This window comes from Desemzia sp. FAM 23988 (genome assembly GCF_045528365.1).
GTDB lineage: Bacteria > Bacillota > Bacilli > Lactobacillales > Carnobacteriaceae > Desemzia.
On the sequence record NZ_JBGQQS010000006.1, the window covers coordinates 1 to 18948 of the forward strand.

The 18948-nt window shown below is 37.6% G+C and carries 16 protein-coding genes and 1 pseudogene; 3 read left to right on the plus strand and 14 right to left on the minus strand.

What is annotated here, in order from left to right; genetic code table 11:
* Positions 1-196: 196 nt before the first annotated feature.
* The 5 genes from ACEN4L_RS04835 to ACEN4L_RS04855 form a co-directional block, all read right to left on the minus strand.
* The gene (locus ACEN4L_RS04835) at positions 197-715 is read right to left on the minus strand and encodes a signal peptidase I (protein WP_407096430.1); all 519 of its coding nucleotides are present in this window, start codon (positions 713-715) and stop codon (positions 197-199) included.
* 78 nt (positions 716-793) lie between these two features.
* Positions 794-1909 (minus strand): carbohydrate kinase, encoded by a 1116-nt coding sequence (locus tag ACEN4L_RS04840; protein ID WP_407096431.1) that lies wholly within the window; start codon positions 1907-1909, stop codon positions 794-796.
* A 515-nt stretch (positions 1910-2424) separates the two neighbouring features.
* Positions 2425-3093: a P-II family nitrogen regulator gene (locus tag ACEN4L_RS04845; protein ID WP_407096432.1), complete on the minus strand. Its 669-nt coding sequence runs from the start codon at positions 3091-3093 to the stop codon at positions 2425-2427.
* Between the two features lie 4 nt (positions 3094-3097).
* Positions 3098-4576, minus strand: coding sequence for a DUF1538 domain-containing protein (locus ACEN4L_RS04850; protein WP_407096433.1), 1479 nt, complete (start codon positions 4574-4576; stop codon positions 3098-3100).
* A 270-nt stretch (positions 4577-4846) separates the two neighbouring features.
* Positions 4847-6115 carry a mechanosensitive ion channel gene (locus ACEN4L_RS04855; protein WP_407096434.1) on the minus strand — a complete coding sequence of 423 codons (1269 nt, stop codon included), beginning with the start codon at positions 6113-6115 and terminating at the stop codon, positions 4847-4849.
* Between the two features lie 184 nt (positions 6116-6299).
* On the opposite strand from ACEN4L_RS04855, the gene ACEN4L_RS04860 reads away from it, so the two are divergent.
* A complete protein-coding gene (locus ACEN4L_RS04860) occupies positions 6300-7640 on the plus strand; it encodes an MATE family efflux transporter (protein WP_407096435.1) in 1341 nt (446 codons plus the stop codon).
* A gap of 233 nt (positions 7641-7873) precedes the next feature.
* Here ACEN4L_RS04860 and ACEN4L_RS04865 read toward each other — a convergent pair whose 3' ends face one another.
* From ACEN4L_RS04865 to ACEN4L_RS04885, 5 genes and pseudogenes are all read right to left on the minus strand, one after another.
* Complete coding sequence (locus ACEN4L_RS04865) at positions 7874-8734, minus strand: DegV family protein (protein ID WP_407096436.1); 861 nt, start codon at positions 8732-8734, stop codon at positions 7874-7876.
* Positions 8735-8787: 53 nt separating this feature from the next.
* Positions 8788-9210 (minus strand): DUF1801 domain-containing protein, encoded by a 423-nt coding sequence (locus ACEN4L_RS04870; protein WP_407096437.1) that lies wholly within the window; start codon positions 9208-9210, stop codon positions 8788-8790.
* 145 nt (positions 9211-9355) lie between these two features.
* Positions 9356-9451: pseudogene (locus ACEN4L_RS04875) on the minus strand (SEC-C metal-binding domain-containing protein); the annotation flags it as partial.
* Positions 9452-10576: 1125 nt separating this feature from the next.
* Positions 10577-11137: a hypothetical protein gene (locus tag ACEN4L_RS04880; protein WP_407096438.1), complete on the minus strand. Its 561-nt coding sequence runs from the start codon at positions 11135-11137 to the stop codon at positions 10577-10579.
* Between the two features lie 120 nt (positions 11138-11257).
* The gene (locus ACEN4L_RS04885) at positions 11258-11692 is read right to left on the minus strand and encodes a VOC family protein (RefSeq protein WP_407096439.1); all 435 of its coding nucleotides are present in this window, start codon (positions 11690-11692) and stop codon (positions 11258-11260) included.
* Positions 11693-11981: 289 nt separating this feature from the next.
* Here ACEN4L_RS04885 and ACEN4L_RS04890 point away from each other — a divergent pair, with 289 nt between their 5' ends.
* Complete coding sequence (locus ACEN4L_RS04890; RefSeq protein ID WP_407096440.1) at positions 11982-13031, plus strand: hypothetical protein; 1050 nt, start codon at positions 11982-11984, stop codon at positions 13029-13031.
* A 24-nt stretch (positions 13032-13055) separates the two neighbouring features.
* Positions 13056-13733: a PspA/IM30 family protein gene (locus tag ACEN4L_RS04895; protein ID WP_407096441.1), complete on the plus strand. Its 678-nt coding sequence runs from the start codon at positions 13056-13058 to the stop codon at positions 13731-13733.
* A gap of 457 nt (positions 13734-14190) precedes the next feature.
* Here ACEN4L_RS04895 and ACEN4L_RS04900 read toward each other — a convergent pair whose 3' ends face one another.
* From ACEN4L_RS04900 to ACEN4L_RS04915, 4 genes are all read right to left on the minus strand, one after another.
* Entirely contained in the window at positions 14191-14472 is a 282-nt protein-coding gene (locus ACEN4L_RS04900; protein ID WP_407096442.1) for a DUF503 domain-containing protein, read from the minus strand.
* Positions 14473-14500: 28 nt separating this feature from the next.
* On the minus strand, positions 14501-16027 hold the full coding sequence (locus ACEN4L_RS04905) for a pyruvate kinase (protein WP_407096443.1): 1527 nt from the start codon (positions 16025-16027) through the stop codon (positions 14501-14503).
* 11 nt (positions 16028-16038) lie between these two features.
* Positions 16039-17520: a phosphate:AMP phosphotransferase gene (locus tag ACEN4L_RS04910; protein WP_407096444.1), complete on the minus strand. Its 1482-nt coding sequence runs from the start codon at positions 17518-17520 to the stop codon at positions 16039-16041.
* A 204-nt stretch (positions 17521-17724) separates the two neighbouring features.
* On the minus strand, positions 17725-18909 hold the full coding sequence (locus ACEN4L_RS04915) for an MFS transporter (RefSeq protein WP_407096445.1): 1185 nt from the start codon (positions 18907-18909) through the stop codon (positions 17725-17727).
* Between the last annotated feature and the right edge of the window lie 39 nt (positions 18910-18948).

An 18948-nucleotide genomic window follows, 5' to 3' on the forward strand; every position in this document is an offset into this window, starting at 1 on the left:
TCTGTTTTGTATTTTCGTCAAATCTACATTAACAGAAAGGTGTTCTTTTTTCACGCACCAAATGGGTGAAAAAAGAAACTCTTTACAAATGTTGAAGAAATACGGTTTTAGAGCGCAAACTCATAAAACTATGAATTATCTAGGATATTATTTAATTGTGAACAAAAAATAACAATTTTCTCATAATGCTTAACTTTTAAATGTTGTGGTTTTCCGTGGTATCTGGTTTCTCTTCTTTTGTGGATTTAACATACATTAGAACATAATACAAACCAAGTAAAGCTACTAGAATACCTAAAACTAAAGGTTGCTGGGTAGCGACTACTACATATCCAAAATAAGGGACAATCAGAGCCAGCTCACCGATATAGTTGTCTTCGGTCACTTCTCCTTGATCCGCAATGTTATTGGCATCCCCTTGGGTCACAAGACCTGTATCATTGATTTCAATAGCCCTATGTGTCACGAACTCTTCCTCACGTGTAAAAGTAACTACGTCGCCTGATTCGATTTCCTCAATTGGCGTTGTTTCCACGAATATAAAATCTCCAGTTGAGAAAGCCGGTTCCATACTTCCGCTGACAACGGTATAGCCTTTGTACCCGAATAATCCTTCATCTTCTAGGCCCGAAAAAAAGCTAATGGCTGCAGTGATGGCAAAAAGTACTATCACAAGCGTTAACAACATATTCCCAATAATTTTTATATACTTCACGATTATTTCCTCGCATTCATTGTGTTTGATTAAAAGATAACACAAGTTGCTCTTTTGAGCTAGCAGAAAAAATAATGCTTATGCGCGTTCATAGTCAGGAATGTGTATTTCTTCCATATCCTTTTTTAATCTTTCTGCAGTTAGATTGGGACGGACAATTTGCAAGCTTTCAAGTGTCAGGTAGCCATTAACTATTCCTGCAGTGAGACTGTCTCCAAAGCGGTTATTTAATCTTGCATATATCATCGCTCCACAAAAGGCTTCATTTTGCCCCCATTCATACCGACTTTTATGAGGACTTGGGTTTTCAAAAAAGCGAACAGTCCCCTCTTTTCCCCAAACTACTTTTTCGCTGTCTTTTGAAATAATGATTTCTTTAACTCCTTTTTTCATATACATTTGTGCCATTTCTTTTAATTCTTGATCGGTTTGGACGTTCTTTTTAAATTTGGCTTCTGCTTCATTATGTTTGGTCACCAAAATTATTCCATCCAACCTATCCGGCAAGTTCACCATTTGTTGCGTCGATACGGTAAGCAGCACTAATGGGACGTTGTGGCGTTTGGTAAAGGCCTGTAAAAATTCAATGGTTTCTTTAGGACAATTCAAGTCTATAACGACACATTTTGCTCTTTGGATAGTCGTGAGACATTTGTTAAGCAATTCAGGAGTTAGGCAATCATAAATTGACATATCTGCAAGTCCCACTAATAATTCTTGTTCTTTGCTAAGAATTTCAATGAAATTTCCGGTCGATTGTTGTTCCAATACCTTGACGTGGGATAAATTCATGAAAGGCTTAGAGTATTCTTTGATTCTTTCCCAGTTGTCATCATCGCCTACAACTGAAATCAATTCCACGTGTTCTCCTAATCTCCCTAAATTTTCTGCAACATTTCGCGCTCCTCCACCCAATGAAGAAGCTACTTTTACATTGTTGGATGTGTTGCCTCTGAGGTTATCTTGTACGATGTAGCGATTATCAATATTCGCTGCTCCAATACAAACTACTGGGCGATCTTCATTAATCACATACGCTTTCCCTAATAGATATCCTTTTTTTACTAAACCCGAAATGATATTCGCAGCAGCTGAACGAGATAATTTAATCGAATCTGCAAGATCTTGTTGTGAAATAAATGGATCTTCTCGAATCACATCTAATACTTTTCTTTCATTTTCATTCAGAGCCATTTAACATTCCTCCAACTTTAACTTAGTGATATCAAGACAATTATTTATTCCCTTTTCTTAATTTTAGTTAAGCCCTATCCTTAAGTCAAAAGTTTAGGATTTTTATAATTAGTGCCTGCAGCAAGCACCTAGGATTTTGCTAATTTAAAGAAAAGCTTTTCTTATTTAAGTTTTGCGTTCCCTAATGAGACTCCAATCCTGAAAAATGGCATGCAAAAACTGTTTGCGTTACTTTTTAGGTGTAAGTTTACGGAAAAAGGAATGTAAATAAGTTTTTCGTTCCTTTATGGATTAAAATCCCTCAAAAAAGACACGCAAATTCGAATCGATCATTTTTCTGTCACCAAGAATTCTCTATTTTTCTTTTTAGTAATGATTTTTGTCTCTTATGAGGAGTAGGAACGACTAGCATCCATACTAAACACTATTATATAGTCAAAATTTAAAGCCGCAGCCCTAAAGGATTTCAAAAAATCCTTTTAGAGCTACGGCTAAAGTTGATTTAGGATTCTAGATTAAAACAATCCTTTTGTATCTTTTACATCGACGGTAAATAAAATTCCTTGTCCTGGTTTTTCAATTTCTGTCGCATTACTGATTGAAGCAACAATTGGGTCTACTTTATCATTCTCTGACAAAATCAAAACGATTTCTTTTTCAGGTTCAATATCCATGCCGAATAAGCGACTCGTTTCATGAACTCCTGATCCTCGTGCGCTAATAACTGTTCCACCTTGAGAACCTGCTGCCACAGCGGCATCAATAACTTCTTCCGCTTGTCCGCGCTCTACAATCACAAAAATGGCTTGGTGCATCACACTGTCATCCTCTCTAATTTGAGCATTTTGATCATACGTACTATTTCGTCTTCCAAGAATGTTCAATAATGAAATCGCAAAAGCTATTCCACGATTTGGTCGCTCTAATTTTAATTTATCTGTCAAAACCTTCATAATGCTCTCACTTTTTGATTCTTCCGTTAGCATGAGGACCACTTCTTTGCGAATATTATCTAAACCAAGCATTTTTAAGCGCAAATTATTGATTGTTCCATATCCATAGAAGACCGTTCCGCCACTAGAGCCATTTTTCTTAGCGATGCGGATGACGTCACTCCCCATACCGTCATTGACGATAAAAAAGAGCAAATCTATATTTTCTTTTACTGATGGATTTTCAGTCATAGTTTTAACGATCCTCCCTTTTTGATTTCAATTTAAAAATCAACCCAAGTATTTGTAATGTAATGATCGGCATCATGGCTACCATGGCAATCATCCCAAAACCATCTCGTATAACATCTGCACCTTCAATTGATTGAGCCGCTCCTTGAACGAAAGCTAAGATAAAGGTTGCAGTCATTGGACCAGATGCAACACCACCCGCATCAAATGCCATCCCGATAAACATTTTAGGAACAATGTACATTAAGCCAAGAGCAATAATGTATCCGGGTAATAAGTAATGCCACAATTCCAATCCTGGTACCATGATTCGAATAACAGACAGCAGTACTGCTAAACCAACACCAAGAGATAAGGCTACTAAAACAGCTTTTCTTTTCACATAACCATTCGTTACTTGTTCAATTTGTTGAGTTAAAACGTACACTGCCGGTTCAGCTAAAATCGTAACCAATCCTAACACAAAAGCAATTAGAAGTAAATAAATCGAAGCATCCATACCAGCAAGATTGTATCCGATTAAACTTCCTACGTTCATAAATCCAGCATTCACACCAACTAAGAAAATAACCAATCCTAGAAATACATAGACTATTCCCTTCAAAACTCTTGCTAAAGGACGTTTATGCAATTTTAAAGACAAATAGTTGTATCCTAAGAACGTTAACACAATTGGTAGCAAAGCAATAAAAATTTCTTGAGAGATGATAGGAATTTCATGGAAGAAAGGTTCCCAAACTGTTCCTGAAGGATTTAAATCAACAGGCAGTTCACCGGTTAATTCATTTTGGCCAGTAATGATATTTAAAAACATCACTGCCATAATAGCTCCTGAAGAAGAAATAGCCACTAATCCAAAACTGTCTTTTTCTGAAGCTTTTCCATTTTTCTTCATAGCAGAAATCCCAGATGATAAAGACAGCATAAATGGTACTGTAAGTGCACCTGTTGTGGCACCTGAAGCATCAAAAGAAATTGCTAAAAACTCACTAGAAGTAAAAAGAGAGAGGACAAAAATGAAGAGATAAACACCTGTTAAAATTTTGAACAAGGGAATACTGAAGACGATACGCAATATTCCAACAGTCATCATGACTGCTATTCCTATGGAAACGGAGACCAAAATAGTGGAACTTGGAACTAGACCTCCAGTAACGGTATTGATTTGATTTGCTAAGATGTGCAAATCCGGTTCAGCAATAGAAATAAAAAAGCCTAGAAATAATCCCGCTATCACTACCACCCAAACTTTATTACTTTTTGTAACAGCTTTTCCCAAGTAATTACCAATCGGTGTTATTCCAATATCGGTCCCTAGTAAAAAGATAGCTAGTCCAGTAATAATGAAAGCTGCTCCTAATATAAATCGTAAAATGACGGTCGTATCTAAAGGAACGATGGTAAAGTTTAATGCTAATACTATTGCGACAATCGGAAGTACAGAGAGGAGAACTTCCTTAAATTTTTCTGTTAATGGGTTCAAATAAAATCCACTTCCTTTCCTATAATTTGTCCACACATGATACAATTCATCAACCACTGACTGTCATCTACGAACAACAAAAATGCATGTGCTTACTTTTTATACGTAACTTATTATACCATAAAAGGCACTTATACTGAAATGGACTACAAGTAAATGAGCAATTTGTAAAGTAACCTAATATATCTTTTGAACTTAAAAATGCAGAAAAAAGCACAATAAAGTCGACTCACTAAGGAGTCGACTCTTTGTACCTTGTTCTATTCATTTTTAAAGTGTTGGTGGTGTAGAATCATTTGATGATTTGTTTGATTCTTGTTCAGCTTTATCATTTGCTTTTTCAAGCGTACGTTTCGCTACGTCACGTCCACCAATACCAAAGGCAATAGCAAAGGCTACAGCAATACCACCCATAATGAAGATGAAGGCTGTATTAACAATGCTTGTTGCAAATTGCAATTGATCTAATGCCATAAAGATTGAGAAGATAATCAAGATATACTTCACAGCTTCTCCAAAGAATTCGCTCTTCGTAGAACTAGAAATGAAGTTTCCTAATAATGTTCCTCCCACGATACCAAGTCCTAAAATAACTAATGCACTAATAACTAGTGGCAAGTAAGAAATAATCGCTGCTCCAATAGTGTTTAGAACTTCTAAGTTTAGTACATTTAGTGCTTCAACTAAGAAGAAAATACCAATCACTACAGAAACGATTTGGCCAGCTAATTTAGCTAAGTCAATATTCATTTTACCGTTTGTATTCAAGTATTTCGTCAAGCTGTTGATACCCGTTCCGCGTAACAAATCAGCAAGTAATTGTCCTACAAATTTAGCAATAAAGATCCCAAGGCCTAAAAGAATAACAGCTACTAATACATTTGGAATGGCTGCTAAAATTGAGTTCAATACACCTACTACTGGTCTAGAAATACTTTCAATTCCTAAAATCTCAAGAGCTGCAGTAGCAATTGGAATTAAAATGACTACGAAAACCAAGTTAGCTAATACTTTAGCAATTGTACCTTTTTGTGATGGTGACGGAGTTGCATCAGGAGTTTCTCCTGAGCCGCTCAATTTATTCATCCATTTGTCTAAGTTAAGCGATAAAGCTAAGTTGTAAACCAGGTTCTTGACAAATTTTGCTACAAAGTACCCTAAAACTAGTATAAACGCCGCACCGATTAACGTCGGGATAAAGTTCAATGCTGTGTCAAACATGTTAGAGATTGGTTGAGCTACCGCAGTTAAACCTAACATACCAAGGATTGCTGGTAAGAATAATAACCATACAAGATAGTAGACAACATTTCCAATTGAATCAATGGTTGTGTTAGCTTGTTCTTCGGTTTGTACTACCCCCCATTTCACTAAACGTCTGTTAAAGCCTATTTTACGCAGGCCTTTTTGGATCCCTTTTCTTAATAATGCTGCGATCAGCCAAGCAATTAGAAATAGGGCAATCGCACCTAATAGAGTGGGCAGAAAGTTAACGAATGAGTTGAAACCTGAACTGATAGTATTCGATATATTATCCATTTCATCTCTCTCCTTTATTTTTTGTAATATTTTGTACACATTTGAGTATAGACTATCTTTGCAAAAGATTAAAATAATATGCTTTATGCTTTTCTTTTTCAATTATTCATTTTCTGTATTGACAACCTTCCTGTGTATTGATACTTTTATAGTATTATTATTTTTTAGAAAAAGAGGTCATTAAATGAACGAAGAAAACCGTTTAGGTACAGAAAAAATTCCGAAATTGTTAATGGAATTTGCTATTCCGGCTATTATTGGAATGATGGTAAACGGGATTTACAATATTGTAGACAGAATATTTATTGGAAACGCCCCTGGTCTAGGTTCGCTAGGTTTAGCAGCTGTGTCGATTACCTATCCGGTAACATTGGTGTTATTAGCCTTTGCGTTAATGGTTGCTGTTGGTGGAGCTACTATTTTCTCCATTAGCTTAGGTAAAAAAGAAACCGATAAAGCGCAGCATTATTTAGGAAATGCACTGACCTTGGCTATTCTTTTAGGGGCTCTATTTATGATCTTCGGAAATATATTTATTGAGCCGATTTTGGTTTTCTTGGGGGCTAGTGCTGATGTACTACCGTACGCAGAGGAATATTTAAGTATTATTTTATATGGAGCTATCTTCCAAGCTATTGCTATGACACTGAATAACTTTGCTCGGGCAGATGGTAGTCCTAGAGTTTCTATGATTAGTATGCTCATCGGGGCAGGTTTCAATATTATTTTTGACTATATCTTTATCGTCCAACTGGGTTGGGGCATGGCGGGAGCTGCTTATGCCACAATTGGTGGTCAGTTTCTTTCTATGATTTGGCAGTTGTTTTACTTTTTGAGTGCTAGAAGCAATGTTAAATTAAAGATCAAAAACATGGCTTTAAAAAAATTCTACATCATCTCTATTCTTTCTATAGGGATCCCCGCTTTTATGCTCCAAATCGCTAATAGCGTATTAAACATTGTTCTAAATAATACCTTAGTAAATTATGGTGGAGATGTAGCCGTTTCTGTGGCCGGTATTATTACCAGTGCTGTTACTTTGATTATCATGTTTGTTTCCGGATTGATACAAGGGATGCAGCCGATCACAAGCTACAATTATGGAGCTAGGAAAGGTGACCGTGTCAAAGAAGTATTGAAAATGGGATCTATTATTGGTGGAGCCATTACCACCCTTGGTTTTTTAGCGATTCAGATCTTCCCAGAATTTGTAGTGATGATGTTTAATCAAGAACCAGCAGTCATTGAACTAGGAGTACCTGCTATTCGTATCTGGGTACTGGCATTTCCTTTAGTTGGGATTCAAATTGTCTGGGCCAATTATTTCCAAGCTATTGGTGAGGTTCGTCTAGCTAGTTTCTTGAATTTGATGCGGCAAATTATTGTGCTCATTCCATTAATTCTTTTATTCTCTCATCTCTTTGGTTTATATGGAGTCTATTTTGCAGTACCGACCGCTGAATTATTGGCTTTTGGGATTACGGCTTACTTCTTTAGAAATCAGTTTAAAAAAGACCGTTTCTAAATTGCAAAATGCTCACAAAAAAAGAGTCATTAGGTTTTCAACTCCTAATGGCTCTTTTTTTGTGAGCAAATGTTAACTAAATCGCCTATAACTCGTAATCTTACAATCTGTAGAGGTTATCTCCAGTCTGCTTAGATGCGTTGCGCAGACCAAAATTTACTCTCTCGTAAGTCTTAACATTTTGCTCCACGCTCTGGTTTAAACGCGCTAATCAAGGCAGCTAAACGCCTTGATTAGCGCTCTGATTTTTCATTATAGTAGAAAACGCCTACTCCGCCGATCCCTATGTGTGGCCCGAGTACTGCTCCTATTTTGAACAGTTCTATGTTGGCTTCTGGAATGATCTCTTTAATTTTTTCACCAATTATTTTTGCGATTTCCTCATCATCTGCATGACTAATTCCAATTGTTTGCTGCGTAAACTCTCCCACCCCATTTTGGACATCTTTAAGAATGCGTTTAAACACTCTTTTTTCTCCGCGAATCAATTTTTGAATTTTTATCCTGCCCTCTTCTAACTTCAAGTAAGGTCTGATATTTAATGCTGTTCCAACTTGGCCTGCTACTTTTGGTAAACGTCCACCCTTAACCAACCATTCTAAATTGGACACTGTAAAGTGGTATTCCATATGATCCGCACTCCATATGGCAAAGTCTACGATTTCTTCATAAGCACAGCCTTTTTCAATCATTTGCAACAGTTGCAGTGCAATCAAAGCACTACCACCAGCTCCACCTTTAGAATCTACAGCAGTAAACTTTAAATCTGGGTATTTTTCTTTATAACTTTGCATGATTTGATACCCTAAGTTATACGTTCCTGAAAGTTCCGATGATAGAGCTAAATAAATCACATCTTCTTTTTCTGCAACGTATTTATCCAATGCTTTCATCATAGACTCAGCTGAAATTTGCGAGGTCTTGGGAACTATTCCTTGTCGCATATAATCATAGACTGTATCTAATGCGATCTCTTCACCATCTAAATACGATTTTTCTGCAATCGTGATGCTCAAAGGCACCACTTCATAGTCATAATTGGCTTGCATCATTTCATTTTGATCGCAGTCGGAATCTATCATCAATCTTGTCATTCTCTTCTCCTTCAAAGATTGGTTTACCACCAACCGTTTCTTTCGCATTTCTTTTAGTTCATGCCATGCTCTTTCTGCAAATAGTCTACAGACTCATTGATCAAACGCGTTAAAGCATCTATGTGGATATCTGATAGACGTTTGACATACACGCAACCTTTTCCTTTAGTGTACTTGCCCAACTCATTCAATAGTACAACTTTTCTCTCTTCATTCAACCACAAATAAAGCGAAAACTTTCCTTTTCGGGGAGCAAAACTTGCTAGAGCACTGTCACCTTCATGTCCAGAAGGATATTTATAATGGTAACTACCGAAACCAATGATGCTTTCTCCCCACAGCTTAGCATCAAAACCAGTCGCTTCTCTAAATATCCAGATCAATTCTTTTGTTTCTTGTCTCTGCTGTTCATTTTCAATAGAATCTACGAATGCATCCACATTATGATCTGTTTCTTTTGTTTTAAGTTTTGCCACAATCTTCATCCCACCTTATCTTTATGGATGTATCTGTTGATTTCATTTTAATGGATAGTGTTAAAAATAGAAAGGGACTGTTTCAAAATCGAGTATGGATGCTCGATTTTGAAACAGTCCCTTTCGGTAACTCTATTCTATTTGTTTATTTTCCATGACACTTTTTGTATTTTTTACCGCTGCCGCATGGACATGGATCATTACGTCCAACTTTGTGCACCGTTACAGGTTGTTTCACCGGTTTTAAATTAGCAGATTGAACCATTTTGCTTGAGGCTAATTCTTGAATCGTAAAACCGTGATTGTGCCAAGTTCTTGAATGTTCTCTCAGCTCTTTAAACAATTCCACAAATTCCATAACTTCTTCTTTGCTGTCGAATGAGAATCCACGCTTAGTCAAATCTTGGTACAGTTTTTCTCCAGATTTGCCAATAACAGCTCCTTCAACAATCGTATACAAAGCGATATTCTTCGTATCTTCACCAAACTCCTTACGAGCAAGGAAGTTTTTCATGTTCAAGTATTGCAATAAATCCGCATTTATCCAATGGTCTTCATAATACTGAATATCTTCTATAGTCGGCATGAAGTAAGCTATGTGAAGGATACGTTTCAGACTTTCTTGTTCAATCCCCTCTGCATCAAATAATACCGAAGTGATAAGATTCTCATTGAAGATGAAATGAATATCCCAATCCGCTAAGTGAGTAATAGACTCACTGGCATTTTCTTCAGTGATGGCTTCACTATGGTGCTCATTCCACACCTTCACAAATTGTTCTACTGTGTACATGCCGTATAAATGGAGCAATGCCGTCACATACATTGAAAACTCTTGGTATTTAGCAACTTTTACTGTATATTCTTCGTTATCCTCTAAGCTCTCGATTATTTCTTTTACTTCATCTGCTAAGAAAGGTTGAAATTCACCATCTTCTTCTTCCACATATAAGTATCCATACTCAGCTAAGGCAGCTAAGGGTTTAGCATCTAGGACATCAAAAATCGTTTCATTTTCTTTAAACGAAAGAACCTTTCTAAGCGTTCCTTGACTGTTGTTATCCATAGAGCTTAATAGATGAGGAAGGTTTTCCAGCATCTTTTCTTTCATACTTTCAGCCATTTTAGTTTTTGTATGACTTTTGTAAACTTTTATAGTGTGCTTGTCTGCAATATTCATCATCACGTCTTTTGTGTTTGATTGCAGCAATGTTACCAGCCCATTAGTTGAAGTGCTGGCTGTTGTTTCTTTACCATTCATGAATATTACTCCTGACCTTTTTATATCTTTCATTAGTCTATCTTATTATTTGCTGTAATAGCAACCTTTTTTAGAAAAATAATGCTTTTTCAAATGATTTTTTCATTAAGATAAGATATTCTTCTCTTTCAGCATTTTGCCAGCTTCTTCTATTTCTAATTTTGTTTCATAATACCGATTCCAAACCGTTACTAAGTAATGGACATTTATGTAGCCGAATATTTGCTTAAAAGTTGCGGCGTTACGATAAAAAGAACCAAAATTACCTGTCTCATTGCTAGTTGATACAGTTGAGTCTTGGCTTATTTGTTCAGTCCACTCGTTCGGCATTTTCATTTTTATTTGTTCACTGTCTACATATACAAATAAATAACCTTTTTCAATCCATTTTTGCAGTTGTCTAAACTCTGTTTCTTCAGCATTCTGCAGTTGCAGAAACGCTTCTTTTTCGGTTGAAGAAAAGTGGCTCCATTCAGTTGAAAAATGTTCTTTGATTACTGGAATCAATAACTCGGTGATTTTTGCCTTAGTATAACTTTTTCTTACCTCTACTTGATGCTGTACAGCTAATTGGAACAAAGTATCTTTTTTGTAACTCATTAAGTGATCTGTTAAAGTTTCCTTAGGCATTCCCTTAATGACCCATAAATCTATTGCAGATTCCATACTAACCCCGACTTTCTATACATAATACTCTCATTTTACAACAAATTCGCCTTTTCGTAAAATAAGCGTCAAAAAAGAGGCTCAACAACAGTCTCCCCCTCCTCACATTGTCCTATTTAGTTATCCATAGGTTGTATATTCTGTATTATCGAATTGATTGAAATCCATAAAACTAATTTCCCACAAATGACCATCTAAATCACTGATGCGTTTAAAATACATCATTTCTTCTTCTCCAGGATTTGATTTGTCTTTTCCTCCTGCTTCAAGAGCTTTATTGAATACTTCGTCTACTTCTTCTTTAGAAGAAAGATTAATGGCTAGGATATTTTCGTTTTCTTTAGTGGTATCTGTTACGCCTTTATGGGTGAAACTGTTGAAGAATTCTTCCATCAATAACATAACATACATATTAGGTCCCAAAACTAAACAAGCTGCATTCTCATCCGAAAAACGCTCATCAAACCCAAAACCTAGTTGCGCGAAAAATGTTTTTGACGCTTTTAGATCTTCCACTGGTAAATTAACAAATAGCTGACTGGCTTTTACTACCATCTGTTTTCACCTCTCTTCTTCATTATCCTGAGTTACCTAAGTAAGCACTGCTGCTTTTCAAAAAAGTCGCTATTTTAGGGCGCTCTGTTATTTGCTTACATTATACTGCTTTTTGTTTGATAGCGCGAAAGTTACGTTGTACATTTTTATATTCGTGAATACTGCTTATATTATTACTGGGTATAGAGTTTTCCGTTACTTCGCAATATCATATAAATTGACAGCGTTTAACACACTGTGCTAGATTTAGGATACTAGCATTAGGTTGCATTAAGGGAGTGACACACATATGGGTAGAGGTGGCGGCAGTAGAGGCGGCGGTAGTCGCGGAGGAGGAGGATCTTTCGGGGGCAGTCGTGGTGGAGCCGGCCGAAGCGGAGGCGGCTTCGGGAGTGGCAGAGGAAGCAGTGGCGGTTTTGGAGGCTTTGGAGGTTCTTCGAGAAACAGAGGTGGTTACAACCGCCCTTCAAGACCAATCTTTATTCCAACTCGTCCCTTCTATGGCTCAAGACCCCGCAGTGGACGTTATTATGGTACTGGTGGCGGCGGAGGAGGTTGCGGCAGCTCTGGTTGCAGCACCCTAATTATCGTTTTACTGGTTATCGGAGCTATTCTGTATTTCTTTGGTTCCAGTTCAATCGGTACCAGCGGCAGCAGTGATATCACCCGTTCCACTATAGAACGAGAAGCACTACCTGAAGGTTCTGTAAATGAAACTGATTACTACACTGATCAAGCAGGTTGGATTGGTAATCAAACCGTTATGACAGACGGACTACGCCATTTCTATAATGAAACTGGAGTTCAGCCGCATGTCTATATCACAGATAACATAAACGGTTCTACATCACCTACCAGCGCTGAACTAGAGGAATTCTCGCGAAATTTATATGATGAATTATTTACCGATGAAGCTCATTTATTATTGGTATTCTTCCAAAGAAGTGAAGCTGACTACGGCAATTACATGGATTACTATGTGACTGGAACGCAGGCAAAAAGTGTGATCGATACTGAAGCCGGAGACATTTTGTTGGACTATCTGGATAGGAATTATTACGATGAGAGTCTAACTGAAGAAGAATTTTTCAGTAACTCGTTTCGTGATGCAGCAGATAGAATGATGGAAGTAACCCGCTCTCCATGGATCACCGTCTTTATCATTTTAGGTATCGTAATATTGATTTTCTTGCTTTACACTTGGTGGAAACGAAAACAACAACAAAAGAACTTAGAAGCTAAACGTACAGAAGAAATGTTGAGTAAACCTCTAGATACTTTTGGTGATTCTGCAGCAGAAGATTTGGCAAAAAAATATGAGAACGACAATAAAAAATAAACCCACTTTTAGGAGGAATGCAACATGGCAATTTTAAATCGGTTCCAAGATATCATTAGTGCAAATATCAACGCAATCATCGACAAAATGGAAGATCCGGAAAAAATGATTGACCAGTACCTGCGCGACATGATGGAAGACTTAGCAGAAGTGAAACAAAATACCGCTGGTGTTATGGCTGAAGAAACCAAATCAAAACGCTTAGTAGATGAGAATGAAGCAGAAGTTATGAAATATACAAACTTTGCCAAAAAAGCTGTTGAAGCTGGTAATGATGATGATGCTCGTGTTTTCCTAGCTAAAAAACAAGAATTGGAAGATATCGGGACTGGGTTGGCAAAATCATACGCTTCCGCACATGAAAATGCCTCAAAGATGCGTCAAATGCATGACAAATTGGCTTCGGATATTGAAAAACTTAGAGGCCGCCGTTCAATGATCAAAGCACAAATGTCTGTGGCAGATACACAAGAAAAACTTAATAATGTCAGTGACTCTATTGGAAAAACAGAAGGTGCTATGAGTGCTTTCCAACGGATGGAAGAAAAAGCATCTCGCAGATTGGATGAAGCGAATGCCATGTCTGAATTAAACCAAGAACCCGAAGATCCAGCAAAATCATTGGAAGAAAAATACTCTTCTCAAGGATCTGCTGCAGTTGAAGACGAGCTAGCTCGTCTAAAAGGGGAAATGGGTAAATAATCTTCATTTTAAAGAGCTGGATTTAAGATAGGAATTCCTATCCTGAATCCAGCTCTTTTTTTGATATGGTGATTAAATGGAGAGAAACATGTGCTTAGGATAGCCAGCATGACGGTTATGTTATGTTTATTCCTCAAGTAGGGCTTTATCTTATGTTCACTTGAGGAATAAATCTACTTTATTAGTCAAGTGATAGTTTAATTGGTTGCGGCTTGAAGAGTAAACGTACTTTATTAATCAAGTGAGCAGTCATATAATACTCAGTTGACTAATAATCCACGTTTTCTATTCGAATGCGTGCCCTTTTCTCTCCAGAAGCATTCATAAACATGACTAAAACTAAAATTAGCTGGCATAAGTCTAATAGAATCTCGAACTCAAACCAGCCAATCAGCTACGCATGAACTACACGCTGTTCCTTTGCTCTTTTCTTAAAAAAGTTGCGCAGATCTCTCATTCACGCTTCAAATCGTTCAATTTTATACACTTCTATTGCATATGTTTTTTCGATTTCGTCCAGCACTCTGTCTAAAACTGTATGGCATTGTTGATATTCATTTCCAACTACACTTATGCCAATAACACCCTGATTCAGCATATCCTGCTTGTCAATCTCCGCTATACTGATATTGAATTTGCCATGCATTTTATGAATCATGCTTTTGACTACGCTTCGTTTATCTTTTAGAGAAAACGAATCATCGATCCGAAACATTAATTCCATTCCAACTATTGCCATTGAGTCCACCTCGATTGCCTCTTTTGATTTAGTTATCTTTTTCAACTTCGCGTTTTGCAATGCTCAATGCTCTTAATTTAGGGGTCTTTTTGTATTCGTGCTCGTGCATTTGTTTAATGATTTCGGCTAAGAAGTCTACGCTTTCTACTAAATATTCTCCTTTATTCAACATCACACATTCTGAACGACTACCTTGGGCTGCATCCGTCACTTCTGCTCTAGTGGGGATTCCGCTGGCAACCATATTTTCCAATACTTGCGTTCCCCATACTACCGGCACGTCTGCCGCTTCACAAATCCAGAGAATCTCTTGCTGCAATTCAGCTAATCTCAAGAAACCAGCTTCAACTGCCAAGTCCCCACGAGCGATCATGACGGAAAAAGGATTTTGTCCGGCTGCTGCTACTATGATTTCAGGCAACTTCAGCACACCTTCAACGGTCTCTATTTTAGCCATCAAAGGAACAGAAAGAGCCTTTTCCTCCGTCATTCGTTTTTGCAATTCTTCCTGAATGTGCTGCACATCTTCTGCATTTTTTACAAATGAAAAACCTATAATGTCTGCATGTTTGCAGACAAAATCCAAATCTTGTTTATCTTTGTCAGTAAGGAATTCCATTTTTAATTCCGATTCTGGAAAATTCAGTCCTTTCTCTGCTTTTAAACGAACCCCTTTTTTAGAGTCCACTTTCTTGACCTCGATCATGACTCCCTCATCAATGACTTCTTTCACTATCCCTTCTACAATTCCATCATCTATTTTTATAGGGTCGCCCTTTTTTAAATCATCTAAAATTTCAGGTACACTGCAGCCTAATACCAAATCAATACCATTTACTTTTTCTGGTATTTCAGCACCCGTTAATAAAAACTTATGCCCCACTTTTACTTTTGGTTTCTTTAATGTAGTAAAAGTCCAGCTAACTCGAGCTTTAGGCCCGGCAATATCCATCAGTACCTGACACTCTTGCCCCAATTTCTTCTCACATTTGCGGATCGTTTTAATCATGGCTGACCATGTTTTAAGGTCATCATGGGCACAATTGATGCGGCCTACATTCATTCCTGCTTTCATTAATTTCTCTATCAGAGAGCTGTCTTTTGCCGCTTCGCTGGGTAGTGTCACCATGATACGGGTAAATCGTTCTTTTGGTTTCTTTCCAAATATCGTGGCTGTATTCTTTTCCAATTCTTCATTTCCAGAAATGTAGGACTCGATAGACGGATATTCCAGTTGTTCCGAGCCTATATCCTTTTCCAATATCTTTCCTAAGCTCAAAATAACAGCATTTAGATTGTCCAACACTCTGGATTCCAGTCTTCCAAGTGAGGATAGTCCCCACGGTGTTAAACCTTCTTGGATTTTACGGATGTCATAATTCCGCAGTACTAGATAATAAGCCAAATTACGAGCACTTAACTCCTTATGCTCTTTTTTTAAAAACGGTTGCCATTTGTCATATAATTTATTGCCTTCTTCAACAACCTCTTCTCGTAAGGCAATCAGTTTGTCATACAATTTTTCTGGATGTTCTAAATAGGTGTTTTTAGACACTTTAGTTCCTCCTAATTCGATTCTTGATGTTCAGCAATAATCTTTTTTGCTTGATTAATAAACGTTTCGAGCACTTGGATACGAGCGTATTTTTTATCTTTTCCTGCTACGATTGTCCATGGTGCTGTTGATGTACTCGTACGTACCAGCATTTCATTCATTGAATCAATGTATTCATCCCATTTTTTACGATTTCGCCAGTCTTCATCGGTTAGTTTGTACACTTTATCTGGCTCGTTTTCACGATCTTTGAAGCGTTGTAATTGTTCCTCTTTATCAATGTACAGAAAGAACTTGACGACAAGCGTACCAAAATTAGTCAACTGAGCTTCCATTTGATTGATTTCTTCGTATGCCCGGTCCCATTCTTCAACCGATGCAAATCCCTCCACTCTTTCGACCATTACACGACCATACCAGCTGCGGTCAAAGATCTTGATATCTCCTCTTTTAGGAAAATTCTGATAAAATCTCCATAGATAATGGTATTGTTCTTCTAACTTATTGGGCGCAGATGTAGTGATCACTTCATAGCCTCGAGGGTCCATTTCTCGAGTCAGTCGTTCAATAGCACCGCCTTTTCCAGCCGCGTCCACTCCTTCAAAAACAAGAATAGTCGGTATTCTTCTAGTATAGAGCTGGAAAGCCAGTTGTTGCGCTTCTAGTTGAAGGGCATCTTTTCGTTCGTCGTATTCCTGATCTGATAAACTAAGAGTCAAATCGACTTTTTCTAACGGTCTTTCTACCTCAGAGTATTCCCGAAAATGCTGAACGCCTCCATTTTTCATCCCCATGATACGGTCGATTCCTTGATGAATTAAATCTATTGACATGCCTAATACTTGTTCAGAAGCTGCTTTTTTATCTTCCGTAGAAATGATATGCCAACGACTGAAAGGAAAATCAGATTTTTCCAGAACCTGTTCAAAGTGTTCCAAATAATCTTTATAATGCTGATACTGTTCTTCATCCCGCTCACTGATCATAAATTCTCTATAAGGATCTTTTTTCAATTCATCGATCCTTTTTTGTTGCGTCTTTTCTTTTTGATGCAAGAAGAACTTCAAGATGATCGCTTTATCATCCAACAGTTCTTTTTCAATGAGACTAATGTCTTGAATTCCTTGCTCCAATTCCTCTTTATTGATCGACAAATCCGTTAATAATTTGAAATAAAAACTGCGGTCAAAAATAGCAACATCCCCTTTTTTAGGGATTTTTTCCCAAAAACGCCACAAAAATGGTCGCGCATTTTCTTCTTCTGTTGGTGTTTCAAAAACACTCACTTTATAAGATTTCGGATTTAATTCACGGACTAAGTCTTTGATGACATATCCCTTTCCAGAAGACTCCCAGCCGTCAACAATGATCAGCACAGGAATGTCCAAATTTTTCACTAGGCGTTGTGCTCTTGCTAACCGCTCCCCTAATTCTTTGCGTTTAAAATTGGTATACAGATTAGCAGTTTCTTTAAATGAAAAGTCCTTTAACATTCTCCCACCTCCGTTTTAGTGTAGCTTTGTATTTATTATAAATTCTTAGCGGCATATTTACGAAGAAAACGGTTTATACACCTTCTATATACACAGTCCTGTCTTTGTCAATTGTTGATCATTAAAATAAAGAGGCAGCTTTTCCCTGATCAGAGAAAGCTGCCTGCTTAATTAATTATGCATCGTTCTTCATTTTTTTATCCTTCATTTTCCCAAAAGATCATTGGTTTTGGTGAATAAATAATGGTTCATTTTTTCTGAACTCCACATCATGAGAATGATACTGAATAAAATATAATAGGGAAAAAGCGCAATGGTATTCATTGAAACTAATCCGCTGAAAACAATCGGCATAATAGAACTCCCAATATAGGCAAATGCCACTTGCAGCCCCATGACTGACTGAGATGCACTTCTGCCAAATCGATTTGGCGTATCATGCATCATGCTGGGATACATAGGCGCACATCCTAAACCGACCAACAACAGTCCAATCATTGAAAAGAAGTCAGGCAACGGCAAAACCAATACCACACTACCAGCCGCACAAATCACTTGTCCGATACGAATCAAGTTTTTATTGTTGATCGTATAGGTTAAAAAGCCGGAAACCAGTCTTCCTACCGTTATTCCTAAGAAAAACAGCGATGTCCACCGAGCTGCCAGTTCAGGTGGTAAGGCTTTGTATTCTACGAGATAAGTACTGCTCCATAATCCAGTAGTCGTTTCTATGGCGCTGTACAAAAAGAAAGACAATACCGATAATTTAACACTCGATTGTTGGATAACACTTTTTTTAGATTGCTGTTTCTCTTCGTCTTCTGCAGCCATCCGAGTGTCAGCTTGCTCTATTTTCTTCCATCTAGGTAATGCAGTAGCTATAATCACTACTAAGGCCAGCTGTAGAATACCAATCGTTAAATATCCGTTTTCCCAACTGCCGCGCGCAATGAAAAAAGACAAAATCAGTGGCCCGAGCGTTGCTCCCAATCCCCAAAAACTATGTAACCAACTCATATGGCTGGCTTTGAAATATAATGCCACAAAGTTGTTTAATGCCGCATCCACCGATCCTGCTCCCAATCCTAAGGGAATCGCTAAGACACATAACCACCAAAACGCAGGTAAAAAAGCAAAACCGAGTAAAGCAACCGCTGTAAGGAAGATACTGACCAGTGTCACTTTTCCTGTACCGAATCGTTTCAACATTCTCCCACTTAGTAAGCTGGACACCACTGTTCCTACAGTCGTAATAACCGAAATCCAGCTGACTGAAGAAATCGAAACCCCTAACCCCTGATACATAGCTGGCCAAGCAGAGCCCAGCAATGAATCTGGCAGTCCTAAACTGATAAAGGACACATACACAATCACCAAAATCAACGTCATTTAATTTATTCCTTTCATTCTTACAGAAATGTTGTAATC

What these genes read in the sequence shown, in the direction of transcription:
- ACEN4L_RS04880 (WP_407096438.1), bottom strand. Translation starts at nt 11,137, where the DNA reads ATGGAATCTGCAATAGATTTATGGGTCATTAAGGGAATGCCTAAGGAA.
- ACEN4L_RS04895 (WP_407096441.1), top strand. Translation starts at nt 13,056, where the DNA reads ATGGCAATTTTAAATCGGTTCCAAGATATCATTAGTGCAAATATCAAC.
- ACEN4L_RS04865 (WP_407096436.1), bottom strand. Translation starts at nt 8,734, where the DNA reads ATGACAAGATTGATGATAGATTCCGACTGCGATCAAAATGAAATGATG.
- ACEN4L_RS04900 (WP_407096442.1), bottom strand. Translation starts at nt 14,472, where the DNA reads ATGGCAATAGTTGGAATGGAATTAATGTTTCGGATCGATGATTCGTTT.
- ACEN4L_RS04915 (WP_407096445.1), bottom strand. Translation starts at nt 18,909, where the DNA reads ATGACGTTGATTTTGGTGATTGTGTATGTGTCCTTTATCAGTTTAGGA.
- ACEN4L_RS04910 (WP_407096444.1), bottom strand. Translation starts at nt 17,520, where the DNA reads ATGTTAAAGGACTTTTCATTTAAAGAAACTGCTAATCTGTATACCAAT.
- ACEN4L_RS04840 (WP_407096431.1), bottom strand. Translation starts at nt 1,909, where the DNA reads ATGGCTCTGAATGAAAATGAAAGAAAAGTATTAGATGTGATTCGAGAA.
- ACEN4L_RS04890 (WP_407096440.1), top strand. Translation starts at nt 11,982, where the DNA reads ATGGGTAGAGGTGGCGGCAGTAGAGGCGGCGGTAGTCGCGGAGGAGGA.
- ACEN4L_RS04855 (WP_407096434.1), bottom strand. Translation starts at nt 6,115, where the DNA reads ATGGATAATATATCGAATACTATCAGTTCAGGTTTCAACTCATTCGTT.
- ACEN4L_RS04885 (WP_407096439.1), bottom strand. Translation starts at nt 11,692, where the DNA reads ATGGTAGTAAAAGCCAGTCAGCTATTTGTTAATTTACCAGTGGAAGAT.
- ACEN4L_RS04860 (WP_407096435.1), top strand. Translation starts at nt 6,300, where the DNA reads ATGAACGAAGAAAACCGTTTAGGTACAGAAAAAATTCCGAAATTGTTA.
- ACEN4L_RS04845 (WP_407096432.1), bottom strand. Translation starts at nt 3,093, where the DNA reads ATGACTGAAAATCCATCAGTAAAAGAAAATATAGATTTGCTCTTTTTT.